The sequence below is a fragment of the Marinobacter sp. SS13-12 genome (assembly GCF_030227115.1).
Taxonomy (GTDB): Bacteria; Pseudomonadota; Gammaproteobacteria; order Pseudomonadales; family Oleiphilaceae; genus Marinobacter.
This window is the reverse complement of the sequence record NZ_JASSUA010000001.1, coordinates 2,190,516-2,208,034: the sequence shown is the minus strand read 5'-3', so window position 1 is coordinate 2,208,034 and position 17,519 is coordinate 2,190,516. Positions and strand designations below refer to the sequence as shown.

The 17,519-nt window shown below is 58.3% G+C and carries 19 protein-coding genes; 5 read left to right on the top strand and 14 right to left on the bottom strand.

Annotation, left to right across the window (positions count from 1 at the left end):
- Positions 1–90: 90 nt before the first annotated feature.
- The 11 genes from fliJ to QPL94_RS10085 all read right to left on the bottom strand — a co-directional run bounded on the left by fliJ (position 91) and on the right by QPL94_RS10085 (position 12,437).
- A complete protein-coding gene (gene fliJ, locus QPL94_RS10135) occupies positions 91–531 on the bottom strand; it encodes a flagellar export protein FliJ (protein WP_285357140.1) in 441 nt (146 codons plus the stop codon).
- Complete coding sequence (fliI, locus tag QPL94_RS10130; RefSeq protein ID WP_285357139.1) at positions 531–1,910, bottom strand: flagellar protein export ATPase FliI; 1,380 nt, start codon at positions 1,908–1,910, stop codon at positions 531–533. Before fliI ends, fliJ begins: the two co-directional genes overlap by 1 nt.
- Positions 1,891–2,784 carry a flagellar assembly protein FliH gene (locus QPL94_RS10125; protein WP_285357138.1) on the bottom strand — a complete coding sequence of 298 codons (894 nt, stop codon included), beginning with the start codon at positions 2,782–2,784 and terminating at the stop codon, positions 1,891–1,893. Before QPL94_RS10125 ends, fliI begins: the two co-directional genes overlap by 20 nt.
- Positions 2,784–3,824 (bottom strand): flagellar motor switch protein FliG, encoded by a 1,041-nt coding sequence (fliG, locus tag QPL94_RS10120; protein WP_285357137.1) that lies wholly within the window; start codon positions 3,822–3,824, stop codon positions 2,784–2,786. The genes QPL94_RS10125 and fliG overlap by 1 nt, the downstream gene beginning before the upstream one ends.
- Complete coding sequence (fliF, locus tag QPL94_RS10115) at positions 3,817–5,517, bottom strand: flagellar basal-body MS-ring/collar protein FliF (RefSeq protein ID WP_285357136.1); 1,701 nt, start codon at positions 5,515–5,517, stop codon at positions 3,817–3,819. The genes fliG and fliF overlap by 8 nt, the downstream gene beginning before the upstream one ends.
- A gap of 15 nt (positions 5,518–5,532) precedes the next feature.
- Positions 5,533–5,901 carry a flagellar hook-basal body complex protein FliE gene (gene fliE / locus QPL94_RS10110; protein ID WP_285357135.1) on the bottom strand — a complete coding sequence of 123 codons (369 nt, stop codon included), beginning with the start codon at positions 5,899–5,901 and terminating at the stop codon, positions 5,533–5,535.
- A 217-nt stretch (positions 5,902–6,118) separates the two neighbouring features.
- Positions 6,119–7,573 (bottom strand): sigma-54-dependent transcriptional regulator, encoded by a 1,455-nt coding sequence (locus tag QPL94_RS10105; protein WP_285357133.1) that lies wholly within the window; start codon positions 7,571–7,573, stop codon positions 6,119–6,121.
- A gap of 16 nt (positions 7,574–7,589) precedes the next feature.
- A complete protein-coding gene (locus QPL94_RS10100; protein WP_285357131.1) occupies positions 7,590–8,894 on the bottom strand; it encodes a sensor histidine kinase in 1,305 nt (434 codons plus the stop codon).
- Positions 8,895–9,142: 248 nt separating this feature from the next.
- Positions 9,143–10,600, bottom strand: coding sequence for a sigma-54 dependent transcriptional regulator (locus QPL94_RS10095; protein ID WP_285357130.1), 1,458 nt, complete (start codon positions 10,598–10,600; stop codon positions 9,143–9,145).
- Positions 10,601–10,673: 73 nt separating this feature from the next.
- Positions 10,674–11,000, bottom strand: a complete 327-nt coding sequence (locus tag QPL94_RS10090) for an SOS cell division inhibitor (RefSeq protein WP_285357129.1) — start codon at positions 10,998–11,000, stop codon at positions 10,674–10,676.
- Positions 11,001–11,075: 75 nt separating this feature from the next.
- Positions 11,076–12,437: a DUF1329 domain-containing protein gene (locus QPL94_RS10085; RefSeq protein ID WP_285357128.1), complete on the bottom strand. Its 1,362-nt coding sequence runs from the start codon at positions 12,435–12,437 to the stop codon at positions 11,076–11,078.
- 258 nt (positions 12,438–12,695) lie between these two features.
- On the opposite strand from QPL94_RS10085, the gene QPL94_RS10080 reads away from it, so the two are divergent.
- Both QPL94_RS10080 and QPL94_RS10075 read left to right on the top strand, forming a co-directional pair.
- Complete coding sequence (locus QPL94_RS10080) at positions 12,696–13,172, top strand: DUF6586 family protein (protein ID WP_285357127.1); 477 nt, start codon at positions 12,696–12,698, stop codon at positions 13,170–13,172.
- Between the two features lie 60 nt (positions 13,173–13,232).
- Positions 13,233–13,490 (top strand): hypothetical protein, encoded by a 258-nt coding sequence (locus tag QPL94_RS10075; protein WP_285357125.1) that lies wholly within the window; start codon positions 13,233–13,235, stop codon positions 13,488–13,490.
- Positions 13,491–13,509: 19 nt separating this feature from the next.
- On the opposite strand, the gene QPL94_RS10070 is transcribed toward QPL94_RS10075, so the two are convergent.
- Both QPL94_RS10070 and lexA read right to left on the bottom strand, forming a co-directional pair.
- The gene (locus QPL94_RS10070; protein ID WP_285357124.1) at positions 13,510–13,998 is read right to left on the bottom strand and encodes a cell division inhibitor SulA; all 489 of its coding nucleotides are present in this window, start codon (positions 13,996–13,998) and stop codon (positions 13,510–13,512) included.
- A gap of 84 nt (positions 13,999–14,082) precedes the next feature.
- Positions 14,083–14,691 (bottom strand): transcriptional repressor LexA, encoded by a 609-nt coding sequence (lexA, locus tag QPL94_RS10065; protein ID WP_137434994.1) that lies wholly within the window; start codon positions 14,689–14,691, stop codon positions 14,083–14,085.
- Positions 14,692–14,874: 183 nt separating this feature from the next.
- Here lexA and QPL94_RS10060 point away from each other — a divergent pair, with 183 nt between their 5' ends.
- Positions 14,875–15,870 carry an amidoligase family protein gene (locus tag QPL94_RS10060; protein ID WP_285357123.1) on the top strand — a complete coding sequence of 332 codons (996 nt, stop codon included), beginning with the start codon at positions 14,875–14,877 and terminating at the stop codon, positions 15,868–15,870.
- Positions 15,863–16,630: a gamma-glutamyl-gamma-aminobutyrate hydrolase family protein gene (locus QPL94_RS10055; protein ID WP_285357122.1), complete on the top strand. Its 768-nt coding sequence runs from the start codon at positions 15,863–15,865 to the stop codon at positions 16,628–16,630. The genes QPL94_RS10060 and QPL94_RS10055 overlap by 8 nt, the downstream gene beginning before the upstream one ends.
- On the opposite strand, the gene QPL94_RS10050 is transcribed toward QPL94_RS10055, so the two are convergent.
- Complete coding sequence (locus QPL94_RS10050; RefSeq protein WP_137434997.1) at positions 16,615–16,815, bottom strand: hypothetical protein; 201 nt, start codon at positions 16,813–16,815, stop codon at positions 16,615–16,617. The genes QPL94_RS10055 and QPL94_RS10050 overlap by 16 nt on opposite strands.
- A gap of 12 nt (positions 16,816–16,827) precedes the next feature.
- Between QPL94_RS10050 and QPL94_RS10045 the strand changes: the two genes are divergently transcribed.
- Positions 16,828–17,514: an SIMPL domain-containing protein gene (locus QPL94_RS10045; protein ID WP_285357121.1), complete on the top strand. Its 687-nt coding sequence runs from the start codon at positions 16,828–16,830 to the stop codon at positions 17,512–17,514.
- Positions 17,515–17,519: the final 5 nt, after the last annotated feature.

The window sequence follows — 17,519 nt, the reverse complement described above, 5'->3', positions numbered from 1 at the left end:
AGGGAAAAGTGTGAGCCTCGGGGGCATCCTCAGGTAAAGGATAGCTCACCATGCTGATTTTGCACCCGCACCGCAATGTCAGCAAATGTTTCAGCGCCGCCTGGCAACTATTCGGCCGGCGGCCTCGTCCATCTGTTTCTGCTCCCTCAGATCCTGTTCCCGCTGTTCCTGCCGGCGGCAGGTTTCAATATACTTTTCCATGCCCCGGCGTCGCTCCCAGGCCCGTTGCCACTCCTCACGGCAATGCCTGAGCCGATCCTCGGCCTGGACAAGCAGTTTCTGCTGCTGACCAATCACCTGATCCAGCTGGGCAATGAACGCCTGCCAGCCCTGCAACCGAGCAACCGACACCACGCCCTGCTGGCTGCTGCGAATCTGCTCCCGGTACTCTTGCTGGTAACGCTCCAGGTTTTCAATCTGCTGGCGCTGAGCCTCGTGGTGTTGCTGGGCTTCAGCCATTTTCTCCAGGGCTGTTTTTTCCTTGCGTTCCTCAAGGGTCAGCACCACTGCCAGCCGCTGGGATCGCAACATCAGCTACCTCCTCCGACGGCCGGCGGGTGTTTGGCGCGGTCAGGAGACCGTCTTTCGGGCACCACCGCCAGCAGTTGCTGAATGCTTTCTTCCAGGGGGGCGCTCTCGTTCAACCCCTGTTGCAGGAACTGCCCCATGTTGGCGATATGGGCCATGGCGAAATCGGTTTCCGGATCCGACCCTTTCACGTAGGCGCCAACGCTGATCAGGTCCCGGGCCTGCTGGTAGCGGGAATAGACCTGCTTGAAACGCTGGGCGCGGGCGAAGTGCTCCGGCTGAGTTACCTGGGGCATAACACGACTGATGGACGCCTCGACATCAATGGCGGGATAGTGTCCCTCTTCCGCCAGCCGACGGGAGAGCACAATGTGACCGTCCAGGATGGCCCTGGCGGCATCGGCAATGGGGTCCTGTTGATCATCGCCCTCCGTCAGCACGGTGTAGAACGCCGTTATCGAGCCAGCACCCGGGCGACCATTGCCGGTTCTCTCCACCAGTTGCGGCAGCTTGGCGAAAACCGATGGGGGATAGCCCTTGGTGGCCGGCGGCTCACCCACAGCAAGGGCGATTTCGCGCTGGGCCTGGGCATAACGGGTGAGGGAATCCATCAACAACAGCACCCGCTTGCCCTGGTCGCGGTAATACTCCGCAATTCGGGTGGTCAGCATGGCAGCACGCAGCCGCATCAGTGGCGAATCGTCGGCGGGAGAGGCAACCACCACGGATCGGTCAAGGCCCTCATCCCCCAGGATATCTTCAATAAATTCTTTGACTTCGCGACCCCGCTCACCGATCAACCCGACCACGGTGATATCTGCGTCGGTAAAGCGCGTCATCATGCCCAGCAGCACACTTTTACCCACACCACTGCCGGCAAACAGTCCCAGGCGCTGGCCCTGGCCTACGGTCATCAACGCATTGATGGCCCGGATTCCCACGTCCATGGACTGGCGAACCGGCGCCCTGTCCAGCGGGTTGATGATATCGCCACTCAGAGAAACCCGGGATTCAGCCTGTAGCGGGCCCTTGCCATCAAGCGGCTCACCATTGCCATTCACCACCCGCCCCAGGAGCTCGGGGCCTACCGGCACCCGACTGGCCACCGACAACGGCACCACCCTGGCACCGGGGCGCAGCCCTTCAATAGCGGTCAGGGGCATGAGATAGACGCGCTCATCCTCAAAACCCACCACTTCCGCTTCCACAGTGCCGGCGCCCTGCCCGGTAATCACACAACGGTCGCCCACCACCATGGGGCAACCCACGCATTCCAGGGTAAGGCCAACCATTCGTGTCAGGCGGCCGGAAAGCTCCGGTTGCAGTTCTTCGGTAAACGAATCCTGTAATCTTGCGAGGCGTTCAGCCAGGTGCGCCGTCATCGCTCTCACCCTTATCCTTGCCCTCGTCGGTCTCCCGCTCGCGGCTCTCGCCCTGATCGGAATCAAGTACACCGTGCTGGAAGTCAGTGAGATCGCTCATCATGGCGTCAAGTTCTTCCACGTCACCGGCTTTCTCAGTGTCCAGTTGTTTGTCCAGCATGCCCTGAATGGCTTTCTGGAACCGCTTTTCAACCGTGAAGTCCACCAGGCTGTGACGGGTTTCCAGCTTGCAGCCACCCCGCAGAATCGAGGCATCCTCAACAATGGAGGTGGCTGCCTCAAACTTCCCGGCGACCTCGCTGACCCATTGATAGTCGTCGGGGTGAATATGAACACGCACGTTTTCCGAAGTAGACGGCAATGACGCCATTGCGTGCCGGACCACCTCGGCGATGTGGGACGAGTCCAGTGACAGTTCCCTGAACACAACGGCGCGGGCAAGCACGGTGGTCAGATTAACCAGGGCAGTTTCCACCTCATCCTCGTGGCGCTGGATGGGAACCAACAACTCACCCAGCAAGTGCTCCAGCCGGTCCAGCTTGACGTCGACTTCCTTGCGGGTTTCCGCCAGTCCCTGCTCGGTCCCCCGCTCGCGGCCTTCGGCAGCACCCGCCTCATACCCTTCCTGATAACCTTGTTCCCGGCCTTCGCTGAAACCGGCCTGGTATCCGGCCTCCCGGCCTTCACCATGGCCGTCTTCATGGGCCGCCTGGCGAATGTCGTCAATATCGGCCGCGGTCAGGGGCTTTACTTCACGCTCCTCTTCCCGGGCCACCTCGTTACCCCGGGCATCCAGCAGAGGCAGCTCCCAGCGCTCATAAGCGGTGAGATTCTCCTTGGGAATGCGATCGAGGTTGCGACGGGGATCTTTCATCACATCATTTCTTCGCCAGCACCGCCGAGGGTGATTTCACCGGCTTCTGCCATGCGGCGGGCAATAGTGATAATGTCTTTCTGTGCCGACTCCACTTCACTGACACGCACCGGCCCCTTGGCCTCCAGATCATCCTGCAGCAGTTCGGCAGCGCGCTTGGACATGTTCTTGAAGATTTTTTCCTGGACACCGTCGTCGGCACCCTTGAGCGCCACGACCAGCACCTCCGAGGACACTTCTCTGAGCAGTGCCTGAATACCCCGGTCGTCAATGTCCTTCAGATTGTCGAAGACGAACATCAGGTCTTCAATTGTGGACGCGAGATCCGGGTCCATATCCTTGATGGAATCCATCAGGCCGCCCTCAATACTGCGGTCCATGAAGTTCATGATATCGGCAGCGCGCTTGACGCCGCCAATGCGGCTGGTCTGGGCCGCGGAGCCACCGGAGAACTGCTTCTCGAGGATGTCGTTCAACTCCTGGAGTGCCTGTGGCTGGATACTTTCCAGGGATGCCACCCGCATCATCACATCCAGGCGCACCTTGTCGTCGAGAGTGCCGAGGATTTCGGCAGCCTGGTCCGGATCAAGATAGGAGATAACAATGGCCTGGATCTGAGGGTGCTCATAGCGAATGATGTCCCCGACGGCACGGGGCTCCATCCACTTCAGGGTATCCAGGCCGGTGGTGTTGCCACCAATAAGAATCCGGTCAATCAGGCTGGAGGCCTTATCGTCACCCAGGGCCTGGGTAAGCATGGTGCGGATGTATTCATCGTTGCCAACGCCCAGACCAGTCTGGCCGCCGACGGCCTCGACAAACTGGTTCAGCACAAAGGTAACGTCATCCTTGCTGACATCCTTCATCTGGGCCATGGCCACGCCAACCCGCTGCACCTCTTTCGGGCCCATGTGCTTGAGCACTTCGGCAGCGTCGTTTTCGCCAAGTGACATCAGCAGGATCGCCGCCTGTTCTACCCGCGGAATTTTCCGCTGGAGCTTTTGCGGCGCCTCAGGCTGGCGGTTGTTCTCATCAGTCATCAACATTCACCCACTGGCGCATCACCTGGGAGACCCGGGCGGGGTCTTCCGCAATCAGGCCTTTCAGTGCATTAAGCTGCCTATCATAGCTGTCTGTTGCCCCGGGCAAAAGCAGATCGTCCTGCGAGTGCATGGCCTCCCGCAGGGCGTCGCCACCCTCAATGCCATCCAGGCCTTCGTAACCGTCTTCACCAGAATCGCCCCGACGTTCGTTGCGACCGCCACCAGAGAGACTCTTCAGGGTCGGGCGCAACAATCCCAACACCAGCACCAGGATCACGAGTCCTGCCAGTACCTGCTTCATCAGGTCCCAGAACCAGGGCTGCTCCCAGAATCCCGGCGCTTCGAATTCCACCTGCTCCTGGGCTGCGAAGGCTGTATTCATGACCGTAACACTGTCTCCCCGGGCCGCAGAATAACCAACAGCGTCACGCACCAGCATGGTCAGGCGCTGCAGCTCCTGCTCAGGCCAGGGTTCGTAGCTGACCTCTCCGGTCTGGGGATCCACTACTTTCATGTCATCCACGGCGAGGGCTACAGACAATCGTTTTACCCGGCCCAGTTCCTGGCGCACGTAGCTGACCGTGCGGTCCATCTCGTAGTTACGGGTGGACTCCTCACGCACATTCACCGGCGGCGCCTGTGCCTCGCCCTCGTCGCCACCATTGGCCTGCTCCGGGACGGTTGCCTGGGCCGGCGGCTGGTTGGACAGAGCACCGGGAATGCCACCGGTACCGCCAGCAGCACGACGCTCGGACATCTGGCGTTCACTTCGCACTGCCTGTTGTTCAGGATTGAAAAGCTCCTCGGCCTGTTCCACCGAAGAAAAATCAAGGTCTGCCGTCACTTCGGCGCGGAACCGCCCGTCTCCGACCACGGGGCGCACCAGAGAGGCAACCCGACGGGTCAGGCGGTCCTCAACGCGTGCAGTGTAATCGTACTGGTCTTCCATCTGACGACTGTCGCCGCCGTCATCGCGACCGGTGAGCAGGTTTCCACTCTGGTCAACCACGGTGACATTGTCCTTGGACATTTCCGGAATGCTGCCGGCGACCAGGTTCACAATCGAGGCAATCTGTTCGTGCTCCAGACGGCGGCCTGCGACCACTTCCAGAAAAACAGAGGCAGTCGGCGTGCGGGCGTCACGGACAAACACGGAGCGCTCGGGGATTGCAAGGTGAACCCGTGCCGCACGAACCGTGCGCATGCTGCCAATGGTTCGCGCCAGTTCCCCTTCCAGGCCCCGGCGGAAGCTGATGGTTTCCATGAACTGGGAGGTGCCCAGACCGCGATCCTGGTCCAACAGCTCGTAACCCATCGTCTGCTCGTCTGTCACACCCTCGGCCGCCAGCTTCAGGCGGGCGTTATAGACCTCATCCGAGGGCACCAGCAAAGCGCCGGTGCGTGGCTCCATGCGGTAGTCAATACCGTTGGCGTCAAGAATGGTGGTGACGTCCTGAGGGTTGTACCCGGACATATCCCCCACCACCGGCTGGTAGTTGGGTTCCTGCGCCCAGAGAACCACGGCAACACCGAGGGCAACACTGGCGGCAAGCCCCACCATCAGTCCCACCTGTCGCAGCAGGTTGAGCCTGTTGAACCCGAATATCAGATCACTACGGCTTTCGCCGGTATCGTCACCACGCGCTGCGGGCATATTCGAGGATGAGGTTTCGGCAGGTAAACTGGCCATGGGTCCGCTCCGCTATCAAACCGGCATATTCATGATGTCTTCGTAGGCCTTGACCACCCGGTTACGTACCTGGGTGAGTGCCTCGAAGGAAATGGACGCCTTTTCGGACGCAATCATGACACGGGTAATATCCACATTTGGATCGCCCATATCGTAAGCCGTCTTGAGATCATTGGACGACTGCTGCAACTCGTTCACTGACCCTACGGCCTGGCTGAGCATGTCACTGAATTTCGGGGTTTCAGGGGTTTCCTGCACCCGGGAGGGCCCATCTATCCGACCGCGGATATTGTTATCCTGCTCAACCCGCTGATTCTCCATCATCTGCGAGCGCATATTGCGGATTTCGGACAGAACACTGTTGATGTCAGCACGTTGAACCATGATTCACTCTCCCGGACCGCCCCTGTAGCGGGCAAGCCATTGAACTGGATATCGCTTTCCGGAGTTAAAGCAAACCACAGGCCAATATTATTTATTGCTTTATTTTCATTAAGTTAATGAACTTTCTGGCAGGAAGGCGCAAGACAACGACAGTCTTTTGACGAGCCCATAAAAAACGGCACCCGAAGGTGCCGCACGAAGGAGTGCCTGACGGGATTCAGGCGGCGGCCAGCTCGGCGTCCAGATCAATGCCCGCATCGCGCATCTGGGCCAGTTTGTATCTGAGCGTGCGGGGGCTTATGCCCAGCTGTTCCGCAGCCCGGTTACGACGGCCACGTTCCTTTTTCAGGGCCTGGATTATGATCCGGAATTCACGCTGGCGAACCTCGTCACCAAGAGACGTTGAAGCCAGATCCTCAAAGCCCTGCCCGGTGGATTGATCAGCCGTCTCCTCGCCTGTCTGAGCAACTGCTCCGGAAGGCGGTTCGAGCGCAACCTGCCCGGGCGTGACAGGGGCTGAACCGCTGTCCATCCGCCCGGTAATACCCAGTTCCAGACACAGGTCGCCGGCATGAATCACGTTACCCTGGTGCAGCACCAGTGCGCGCTGGATAGCGTTATCCAGTTCGCGAACATTGCCGGGCCACAGGTGTGCCATCAGGGCGTTCCTGGCGTCTGGCGCAAAAGTCACGCCTGTAAGCTTCATCTTGCGGCAATGAGCCTTGAGCAAAGCAGTGGCCAGGGGCATGATGTCCAGTGTGCGCTCGCGCAGTGGCTGCCAGTGCATGGGAAATACCGTCAGCCGATAATAAAGGTCTTCGCGGAACTTGCCTTCCCGGACATGGTCGGACAGGTCCCGGTTGGTAGTGGCGATCACCCTCACGTCCAGCACAATGGTCTTGCGTCCGCCCACCCGCTCCACTTCACGTTCCTGCAACACTCGCAGTAATTTGGATTGCAGGCTCAGATCCATTTCCGAAATTTCGTCCAGCAGAATGGTACCGCCGTTGGCCTGCTCAAACTTGCCGGGCGATGATGCAACAGCGCCGGTGAAGGCGCCCTTCTCATGGCCGAACAGGATGGCTTCCAGCATGTTCTCGGGAATCGCCGCGCAGTTAATGGCGACGAAAGGCTGTTCGGACCGGGGCGATTGCTGGTGAATATAGCGCGCCAGCACTTCTTTACCGGTACCACTCTCGCCGGAAATCATCACCGTTGAATCGCTGGCCGCCACCTTCGTAGCCAACTGGAACATGCGCTTGCTAATGGGGTCTTCCGCTACCGGCTGATCGCCACCTTTCTGGCGGCCGCCACCCACGACCTTGCTGACGGCGTCCACCAGCACGGCGGGCTCGAACGGCTTCACCAGGTAGTCAATGGCGCCCGCCTGCATGGCGGAAACTGCGTGGCTGATCTGGCCGTACGCGGTAATCAGCATGGTCGGCAACCCGGGGTACAACCTCTGTATCTCATGCAGCAGGTCATGGCCGGACATACCGGGCATATTCACGTCACTGACGACCATGTCCACCGGTGACTCGGCCAGTTGCGCCAACGCCTGCCCGGCATCGGCGGCTTCGCGCACCCGGAACTTCGCCAGCTCCAGCGTGGTCACCAGCGCTTCACGCAGATCGTGGTCATCTTCAACGATCAGAATTTGGGCTTTGGCCATGATTGCCTCCGGTCAGTTATGCTTTTTTTGCTTGCGAATGCAGGCCACCGGCCGACAGCGAACGCAGCAACGGTAGCGAAATGGTTGCCACAGCGCCCCCCTCGGAGGGCGCCTCAATAGCAAACCGGCCCTGGTGCGCTTTCACAACAGCCTGGACAACCGCCAGCCCGAGCCCCGTGCCGTGCGACTTGGTGGTATAGAAAGCTTCCAGAAGCTGACTGGCCTGTTCCGGAGCAAACCCGGGGCCGTTATCGGCGATCCGAACCAACAGTTCGCCGTTGGCAGAAGCAATGGCAACTGTGACTGTCGTTGCGCCAGCTTCCACGCTGTTATTCACCAGGTTGGTACACGCGCCGACCAGGGCATCGCGGTTACACATCAGCGCCTCGTTGTCCGCCTGGCTGTCCAGCTCCACGGCCACGCCGGAAGGCAGTTTCAGCCCGTCCAGCGCCGACGCCAGCGCCTGGACCAGCGCAGGAGCAGACAGCTCCTCCGCCAGCCGGGTCTCGCCGCGGGCGAAAATCAGCATGTCGCGAACCTGCTGCTCAAGATGCGTCAGACGGGACATCAAGCGGGAAGCGCAACGCTGGCGCATCTCCTCATCCAGATCGTCCTGGCCAAGGTGCCCGCCATACAGGATGGCGGCGGAAAGCGGCGTGCGAATCTGGTGAGCCAGCGACGCTACCATCTTGCCCATGGCCGACAGGCGCTGGGCATGGGCCAACTGGGCCTGGAGATGACGGGTCTCTGTCAGATCCGTCAGCAGGATCAACTGTCCTGGCTGGTTCTCCATGGTACGGATTTCAATACTCACCCGGCGGCCATCCTTCAGCGACACCTCATGGCCGTCATCCCGCCGGGGTGCAAAACAGCGACGAATGACATCCACCCAGCGCTCACCGTCAAGGGGCTCACCGAGCAGGGTGATTGCTGCCGGATTGGTCTGCGTCACCACACCCTGGCTGTCGAGTACCACCACGCCGGCAGGAAGCGCATGAAGCAACGTGGAAAGCCGGTCCGCCAACTCCTCCTTCTGCTCCAGCTCCGCCTGGCGCTGCTGCGACTCTGCAGACAACTCCCCGGACAACTGGTTAACACGGGATTCCAGCGTGCGATAGGAATCAGTAATCTGCCGGGACATCTGATTGAACAGATCCAGCGCCGTACCCACAGCCTCATCATCCTGCTCCGGGAACAACGCCGTCACCTTGTCATTGACATCCGCCGCCGCATTGGCTGAAGGCCCTTCAGTGGCTAAAGGCTTCCTATTGGCTAAAGGCTTCTTCGCCGACGACAAACCAACAAACTGCAACTGACTCATAAACTCGCCCTCTGACCGGACCAAACTCCGGCCCGTACCAATCGGATGGATCGTTTGGGCAGACCTAAGCCAGCACCGTGCCAACTTTACTTTTTGCTTATATTTCAACAGGAAGGAAAATCAAAGAATGGACAGATGACGGGTTTACGTCACCCGAAAACAACAACGGCGCCGAAGGTTACAAACCTTTGACGCCGTTTGAAACATAGTGCTGGGAGGGCTCCTCCACAGTTAGAGGCGTGCAGCCGTCAACCTTCCCCGGCCTCTTCATCCTCATCCCGGAGCCCATACTTTCGCACCTTCTCCACCAGCGTCGTCCGCCGAATGCGCAATTTCTCCGCCGCCCGGGCCACTACCCCACCGGCCTCGTCCAGTGCCTGCTGGATCAGCTGCTTCTCAAGGTTGGAGAGGTAGTCCTTCAGATCGATACCGTTCACTGGTAACAGGGCCGGTGCATCCAGCCCCACCAGCCCCGGAATATTGGAGGGCATCCCCGAATCCTCGACCGGCCGGTTTTCATCGTAGTCGTCCACGTAGCGGAACTTCTTGGGCAGCTCCTGCACCCCGATGACCCCGTACGGATTCATGATCGCCAACCGCTCCACCAGGTTCGCCAGCTCCCGCACGTTACCCGGCCAGTCGTGGCGACACAGGCTCATGATCGCAGCGGAATTCAACCGCAGTGAGCCACGCTTCTCTTTCTCCATACGGGAGATCAATTCATTGATCAGCAGCGGGATGTCTTCTACCCGTTCCCGCAGGGCCGGCATCTCAATGGGGAAGACGTTCAGGCGATAGTACAGATCTTCCCGGAAATCGCCGTTTTCGATCATGTCTTCGAGAATCTTGTGGGTTGCCGCAATTACCCGCACATCGGCGGACTGGGTGCGGTTGCTGCCCACCCGCTCGTAGGTGCGCTCCTGCAATACCCGCAGTATCTTCACCTGCATGTTCAGGGGCATATCGCCAATTTCATCGAGGAACAGAGTGCCACCTTCGGCGAGCTCAAACCGGCCAACACGGGCGGTAATCGCCCCGGTAAAGGCACCTTTCTCATGGCCGAACAGCTCACTTTCCAGCAGCTCTGCAGGTATAGCGCCACAGTTGACCGGGACGAAGGGCTTGTCCCGTCGGGCAGAATGGTAATGCAGATTGCGAGCCACCACTTCTTTACCGGTACCGGATTCGCCGGTAATCAGCACGCTCACATCCTTGTCTGCCACCTGCTCCATCAACTGGCGCACAGATTGCACCTTGCGGCTGGTACCCACCAGGCTGCGGAACAGCTGCAATCCACGCTGCTGGACACGCTCACGCGACCGCGAAAACTGGTCACGGTAGACCTGGGCGCGATACATGGAATCCACAAACTTGGTGTAGTTAAGGGGCCACTCCATGCGGGCAATAACCCGACTGGCCTGATCTTCTGACAACTGCTTGAGGTCCGGGTACCCGATCATCAACACAGGCACGCCCACAGTGGCCTCACAGACCACCGAGACAGTCTTGCGCACCCCGGCGTCTTCACCGTTGACGACGACAGCAGAGATCTCATCCAGCTTTTCCGGATCGCCACTGGCAAGCAGTGCATACGCCTCCTCACCGAACACGACGTCTTCCTCGCCAATGAACTCAAGTATGGTGGCAATATCACGCTTTCTGGAGTCGTCCTCGCTGAGCACCAGCACCTTATTATTCTTCGACATTCAAACGAATCTCTTGCGGGGATTTGTGAGCGGTATTTAAGACTGTAAGTGCGCCCGAGTCAATTTTATGACGCTATTTGGGACGATTTGAAGAGACGTTCTGATAGGCTTTTGCCGCGCTTCGGTTCTGATTCACTTCCTTGAGCGCTTGCTGGGCTTCCGCCTTGGCCGCATTTGCCGAAATATTGGCACGGTCACAATAGGTCTGAAGGGTTGCCAACCGTTCCCGTACCGGCTCCGGGGACAGCTCTCCGGCTTCCAGGGCTGTCATCACCGGTTCAATGGTCGGCTTGACCAATTTGCTCAGGCGCGACAGTTCTTCCCAGTTTTTCTCCGCTAGAGCGGTTTTCAGATGCTCCACCAGGGTATCCACTGCTTCCAGTTGTTCCGGCACCGACATACCTGCATCTCCAGTATCGCTGTATGGCCCGGACAATGGCCGGGGATTCAAAAGGTCCCCCGGCCATCATGGTTATCAGCGACGAGCCGCCCTGCGGGCCGCTGACGCCGAGAACTGGTTGCCGCGGAAGCCGGGATTGAAATCGAGGGCCGGGAAACCGTTATCCAGACCATCAATATAGTAACGCTGCGCCTTGAGGTCGTACGTCATTTCCATAGTAGTCCAGAATACCGGCTCACTGTAGTAGCTGATATTGTGAGCCTCGGATACGCGCCAGAGCTCTCCCTCACTGTCATATTCCTCACTGGCCAGAATCTGCCAGCTGTCTTCGTCAACATAGAATACACGACGGGAATAGATATGGCTGATACCGGTGCGCAGCTTGGCTTCCACCACCCATACCCGATGCAGTTCATACCGCGCCAGCTGCTGATTGATGTGCTGCGGGCGAATGACATCGTCGGGTCTGACGTCTTCATCATGAAGCTTGTAAGCGTTGTAGGGGACAAACATTTCCCGCTTCCCTTTCAACTCCCAGTCGTACTGGTTCGGAGCGCCGTTGTACATGTCTTTCTGATCAACGGACCTCAGAGAGGAGGAATTGGGCAGGTCAGTTTCATAGGCCAGGTTTGGTGACCTGCGCAGGCGCCGGGAACCGGAGTCATACCGCCAGGCAAGACGCGGCGAGCGAATCTGGTCCAGTGTCTCGTGCACCAGGGTGATGGTCCCTGCCAGGCTGGAGGGCGCTATGGTGTCGGTCTTCAGGTAAAAGATCTTGTTGTCGATGTCCTCTAGATCCGCCCCTTTGCGGCTGTAGGCAAAAAAATAGTCGTACTGGTTTACAACCTGGTTGTACGAACCGTTCACCTGCGGGGTCGCGGAGGAACTGCGAAATGAAAGTTCCTCGCCCCGATAACGAAGAATGTGATTCCAGATTACTTCAAGACCATCGTTCGGAATCGGGAAGGGACTGGTCATGATCGTGTCCCGCACACCGTTACCATTACTGAGCAGTTCGGCACTCAGTGCATTTTCCCGGGATTTTTCATAAACATGCTCCGGAAAGGCCGCCGTACGGCGGGTCTGGTAAACCGGCATTACAAACTCCGGGCCATACTGCTTCAGCATCTGGATGTGGCCATCTGTGAGCTTATCGCGATACAGATCCACATTGTCTGCGGAAATCACGAACAAGGGCTCATCCTGGGGAAATGGATTGATTTCCACCTGCCCCTGCTTCCAGCCCGACGGTGGTGTTGTCAGACCGCCGGTCCACTCCGGAATACTGCCAGAACCATTGCCTTTTCTTTCTGCACCAACGGGGGTGAGTTCATTGCCCAACCGCTCGGCCTCGGACTCACTGACCTTCGCGTAGACGCTACTACCGGAAAATCCGAGCATTGCCACTGTAAAACCTGCGACCAAATGGTTACGCATTCCCTTCCACCTCCACTGAAACTGATCTGGACGCCGGACAGCCAGGACTTTCCGTTCACTGGAATCCCGAGCCAGACGATCAAAAGTTACTCAAACCGGGCGCCTTTTTGCCAAATTCAAACGACCGTTTCAAGTGATTCTTTGTAGATTCTTGTCAAAGGCCCGTGGATTCTCAGGAAGGAAGAAATTCCTGACCAGAAATGTTATCATTGCCAGTTAATTCGTCGCGCGACCTTAACCCCGTATGCAGGTATCTCCATGGCGTCATCGTGGCATTCACTGGTTTCCCAGAAGATTTTCCTTGCCAGGACCCTGCTGGGTCAGCTGGATGGCAACGACAGTGTGCCCGCGCGTGAAGCCCTGATCCAGGGAGCCGTTGAACTTGCTTTGCGGGCCAGAAAGCTGGTTCTGGTCATGGTCGCAAGAATGTATCAGGACAAGCTGGGGCGGCCCGAAAGCCTGGAAGCTTTGACGGAACTGCTGGGCGATGAGATTCCGGAGACAGCAGAACTGAACCAGCTCGTTAACGAAGCTCACAGTTGGTGGAACCATCTTGAGCAACTGGAGCGGCACCAGGGCAACCCGCCAGCGGCCAAAAAAACCGTGAGTGACGAAAATGTGATTGCTGTTGCTGCGGATACGGGCCCAGACAGATCGAAACAGGCGCTTGAGCAAACCCTGAGTGCGATCAAACACTTTACCGACACCCTTGAGGAACGGCACAGCGAGTGGTAATACCACGGTCCGCCGCTGCAAACTGCCACCACCCGGGGAATGAACTGAAAGGCTAACTGAATGTCACCCTCTTTTTTCGAGATTGTACAACTGAGCAATGGCGACTATGCACTTCGCCGGATTGACGACGACAGCGCACCATTGGTGAAAATATCGTTCTCGGCTGAAGCCAGGGAAATGATGGAAGACCGGGAGATGGACGTGGCCAAGGCCATGATTGCCGCCGGCATAGAAGCAGCAGGCAATGTCGCCCACGATATCGACTGGGAAGAAGAGCCGGACTCTCATGAAATCCGGCCTTCCTATACGCTTCACTGATCCCGGATTTACTGAACCTTCAGCGTTGGCGCAGCACAACGCCGTGGCTGTTGCCCCGGGCAGAGGCCTGCTCCAGTGAAGTCAGGGCTTCACGCCCAAGTTTCCGTGTCCACATCACGACGGCATGACAGGTGCCTGCGCTCAATGCCCGCTCGGCCAGTTGCCGGGCTGGGTAGTCCGAAGTAGACCGCAACACCAGTAATTCGCCTGCCACAATCCCACGCATGGTCTGCCACTTGCTGACCAGGCTTTGGGGTGGGTCGATCCAGGCCAGCCAGCGTTTTTCCTGGTTCAGCTGTGTCAGCATCGGCAGCAACAGCTGGAAATTTTCAACCTGCCCTTCAGGCAGAATGATTTCCGTCACGTTACCCTTTGGCTGTACCGGGCGGGTGCGGCTGACCGGCGCCCGGCTCACATCATGGCTGCTCAAACCGACAGCCTCCGGGCCGACGAATCTGCCGCCTCCGTGAGCGTAAGCCAGGTTCTGATTAAAGCTGAGTTGTTCCATGATAAGCCTCATTTGCCTTTAAGCCGGGCCCTGCGTAATTGATACCTTGCAGAGCACTGCCGGAAATGTCCGGATACCGCGGTATCAGTGAAGATCCGAGCGCCGGATAACACCGACACCCAAACCTTCAATAAATAATTCCTGTTCTGTCAGATCCACTTCAATGGGCGCAAACTCTTCGTTCTCTGCGATGAGATACACTTTCGAGCCGTCCTTGCGGAACCGCTTCACAGTCACCTCCTCGCCGACTCTGGCCACAACGATCTGGCCATTGTGTACGTCGCTGGTCCTGTGCACGGCGAGCAGATCACCATCCAGGATGCCAATGTCCTTCATACTCATACCGCGCACACGCAGCAGGTAATCCGCCGAGGGCGAGAAGAATTCGGGCTGCAGGGTGCAGTGATCTTCGATGTGCTCCTGGGCCAGAATCGGGCTACCGGCTGCCACCTGGCCTATCACGGGCAATCCGGGGTCCGCTTCGACTTCCGGAAGACGGATACCACGGCTTGCCCCCGGCACCATCTCGATGGCCCCTTTCCTGGCCAGTGCCCTGAGGTGCTCTTCAGCGGCATTGGCTGAACGGAATCCGAGCTCGGCGGCGATCTCCGCGCGTGTCGGCGGATATCCCGTCTCGTCGACGGAGCGACGAATGATTTCCAATACCTGTGTCTGCCTTGCTGTCAGCTTCATGTGTCGGTGACCCCGGTTAGCCCTGTTTTTATATACAGTGATTTGACTATATACAGTGTTTTATCCAGTGTAAAGTCCATGCCTGAAGTTTTTCCGGTGCCCCGCTTTTTTTGGCCGGTAACCGTCACTTTCAGCCCGAGGGACTGTGGTAAGGTATTGCTAACCCTTTGTGGAGACGCATGAATGAGCAAAAGATGCCGAATGCCGGACATCATGAGAACCGATGACGGAAAGGAACGGAAAGTAGGTGTCGAGATAGAATTATCCGGCCTCGGGTACGGGGATCTCGTATCGCTTTCCACACGATTGCTTGGCGGTGAGGCGAAGCCGGTTTCCCGCTACGTGTCGGAAATCACCACCGATGTAGGCGCCTTCGCCATCGAACTGGATTCGGACCCCATCAAGGACCTGGATCTGCAGGACCAACGGTTACCGGAATCGGTCCGGGAACTCGGGGGCCAGGCAATGAGTGTGATAGATGCCGCGGCCGAGAAAATCGTGCCCCTGGAAATTGTCAGCCCTCCGTTACCCTTCAGTGAACTGGAGCGCATCGAAACGCTTTGTGACGAACTCCGCAAGGCCGGCGCCCTTGGCAGCCGGGAAGCCCTCTACTACGCGTTCGGTCTGCAACTGAATCCAGAGCTACCGGACCTGAAAGCTTCAACCCTGGTGCGTTATCTGCAGGCGTTTGCAGCGCTTTACGAATGGCTCAAGGCACGACATCAGATCGATCTGAGCCGCAAACTGACCAGCTACATTGAACCCTGGAGCAGCAACTACATCGATTTGCTGATGTCTGAAGGCTACGATCCGGACATGGATCAGTTGATGAAGGACTACCTCCACTATAATCCGACCCGGAACAAGGCGCTTGACCTGCTACCGCTGTTTGCACACCTGAACAGCGAGCTGCTGGCCAGGTACGTAACAGACGAACGCATCAAGAGCAGGCCCACCCTGCATTACCGGCTGCCGGATTGCGATATCGACAACCCGCTCTGGCATTTCTCAACGGTATGGAATGACTGGGTGATACTGGAGCAACTGGCGGCCAACGCCGGCGATCTGGCCACATTGGTGACCGAGTTTCGCAACAGCCGCAAACTGAGCTTCCACAATTTGACCCATAGCTGGCTCGATACATCTGACCAATGGCTGCGGTCCCGGAACTATGCCTGACACCGTCCAGGAAAAGCCGGAACATCCCGGCCTCACCATCGGCATCAGTGGCCCCGCCCGGCGTAGCCTGGCACACCGGCTGATCAGCTTTGCCCTGCGTATGCACGGGGCTCGCACCCACTTCATCCGGCCTGGATCCAAAGTGGACGTATCCCTGCTTGACGGCCTGGTGCTTTCTGGTGGCACCCACGTGCACCCCTCACGTTACGGGCAGACACCACAGGTAACGGCAAATTATGACCCGCGCCGGGATGAAACCGATGTTCGCCTGCTCTCCCGGGCCGAGGAGCTCAATATCCCTGTACTGGGCATCTGCAGGGGCGCCCAGTTCATCAATATTTTCCGTGGCGGCTCACTTTGCCAGAACGTGACCCCACTACGCATAAACACCCGCCACCGTCCGCTGCTGCTGCCCATGCAAACCGTTCGGGTGGTCAGCGACAGCCGTCTCGGAGAAGTCATGCGCCAGCCGGTGATTGGCGCCAACCGGATTCACAGCCAGACCATCAAAAGGCTCGGACACCACCTTCGTGTGGTCGCCCTGGACAATGATCATTTCGTGCAAGCGATAGAAAACACTCGCGGGCAGTGGCTGATGGGTATTCAGTGGCATCCGGAATATCTGCTGTATCACGGTGGCCACCGGCGTATCTTCAAGCATTTTGTTGACGCTGCGGAGGAGAGAAAGCTGATAAGGCTGGATGAACCGACAGACACTGACGACGCCAGTGACGACCTGCCAGGTCAAAGCGGCAGATAATGCTGCAGAACAGCCTTGATTTCCCGTATTTCCCTGGCATCACCGGGCAGGGCTTCCAGGTGACGGGCAGCCCACTCTTTCAGTTGCGCGCGGGTCGTCACATAATGGGGATCGCTCCCGGTCAGCCTGAGCAGGATGTCACGCTCCCGGGGAGTCAACCTGACCTGATTATTGTGTAAAAGCATGGAGATCCCACAATGTTGCCCAACGTCCATCGATACCTGCTGTTTCCTGCCACCCTGGTGCTCTTTCCCCTGTGCGCAGTCGCCGGGGAAGTAAGCCTGAGCGGCCAGGCTTCCGTAAAGTATACGCCAGACAGCGCACGGCTGCAGTTTACCGCCAATGCCGAGCACAGCCTGCCGGAGACAGCGACCCGGCGCGTGAATGAGCAGATGGAACAATGGCGGGATGGCATCAGTGACTACCGTGACCAGCTGGGCTCTTACAGCGATGCATCGGTTAACCTCTACAGCCGCTCGATTCCGTCCCAGGAGCGTAGTCAGAAACCGGAAAAGGTGGCCGTCGCCTCACAGACTGTGAGCTTTACCATTGACGACCTTGCCCTGCTCAATCCCATCCTGGAGCAGGCCCAGGCACTGGGTATGGACCACAACGTGGGACCGCACCAGTTCTTTCATTCCGATGAAAGCAGCCTCCGCAAGCAGGCACTGGCCGGCGCCATCGCTGACGCCAGGGCAAGGTGTGAGTTTGTTGCCAACGAACTTGAAAAGCAGTGCGGCGAGGTGATCAACATCAACATCGATGGTGGCTACCAGCCCCCGGTTCCGATGATGGCAGAAATGCGCGCCTCGTCTGACACCGTGTCCAACATCGGCCCGCGGGAACTGACATCCCGGGTCAGTGCCACCTTCAAGCTGGAATAGCAGGC

Bases quoted from the DNA above. Each gene is read 5' to 3' on its own strand.
- fliJ (WP_285357140.1), bottom strand. From the start codon at position 531: ATGTTGCGATCCCAGCGGCTGGCAGTGGTGCTGACCCTTGAGGAACGC.
- fliI (WP_285357139.1), bottom strand. From the start codon at position 1,910: ATGACGGCGCACCTGGCTGAACGCCTCGCAAGATTACAGGATTCGTTT.
- QPL94_RS10125 (WP_285357138.1), bottom strand. From the start codon at position 2,784: ATGAAAGATCCCCGTCGCAACCTCGATCGCATTCCCAAGGAGAATCTC.
- fliG (WP_285357137.1), bottom strand. From the start codon at position 3,824: ATGACTGATGAGAACAACCGCCAGCCTGAGGCGCCGCAAAAGCTCCAG.
- fliF (WP_285357136.1), bottom strand. From the start codon at position 5,517: ATGGCCAGTTTACCTGCCGAAACCTCATCCTCGAATATGCCCGCAGCG.
- fliE (WP_285357135.1), bottom strand. From the start codon at position 5,901: ATGGTTCAACGTGCTGACATCAACAGTGTTCTGTCCGAAATCCGCAAT.
- QPL94_RS10105 (WP_285357133.1), bottom strand. From the start codon at position 7,573: ATGGCCAAAGCCCAAATTCTGATCGTTGAAGATGACCACGATCTGCGT.
- QPL94_RS10100 (WP_285357131.1), bottom strand. From the start codon at position 8,894: ATGAGTCAGTTGCAGTTTGTTGGTTTGTCGTCGGCGAAGAAGCCTTTA.
- QPL94_RS10095 (WP_285357130.1), bottom strand. From the start codon at position 10,600: ATGTCGAAGAATAATAAGGTGCTGGTGCTCAGCGAGGACGACTCCAGA.
- QPL94_RS10090 (WP_285357129.1), bottom strand. From the start codon at position 11,000: ATGTCGGTGCCGGAACAACTGGAAGCAGTGGATACCCTGGTGGAGCAT.
- QPL94_RS10085 (WP_285357128.1), bottom strand. From the start codon at position 12,437: ATGCGTAACCATTTGGTCGCAGGTTTTACAGTGGCAATGCTCGGATTT.
- QPL94_RS10080 (WP_285357127.1), top strand. From the start codon at position 12,696: ATGGCGTCATCGTGGCATTCACTGGTTTCCCAGAAGATTTTCCTTGCC.
- QPL94_RS10075 (WP_285357125.1), top strand. From the start codon at position 13,233: ATGTCACCCTCTTTTTTCGAGATTGTACAACTGAGCAATGGCGACTAT.
- QPL94_RS10070 (WP_285357124.1), bottom strand. From the start codon at position 13,998: ATGGAACAACTCAGCTTTAATCAGAACCTGGCTTACGCTCACGGAGGC.
- lexA (WP_137434994.1), bottom strand. From the start codon at position 14,691: ATGAAGCTGACAGCAAGGCAGACACAGGTATTGGAAATCATTCGTCGC.
- QPL94_RS10060 (WP_285357123.1), top strand. From the start codon at position 14,875: ATGAGCAAAAGATGCCGAATGCCGGACATCATGAGAACCGATGACGGA.
- QPL94_RS10055 (WP_285357122.1), top strand. From the start codon at position 15,863: ATGCCTGACACCGTCCAGGAAAAGCCGGAACATCCCGGCCTCACCATC.
- QPL94_RS10050 (WP_137434997.1), bottom strand. From the start codon at position 16,815: ATGCTTTTACACAATAATCAGGTCAGGTTGACTCCCCGGGAGCGTGAC.
- QPL94_RS10045 (WP_285357121.1), top strand. From the start codon at position 16,828: ATGTTGCCCAACGTCCATCGATACCTGCTGTTTCCTGCCACCCTGGTG.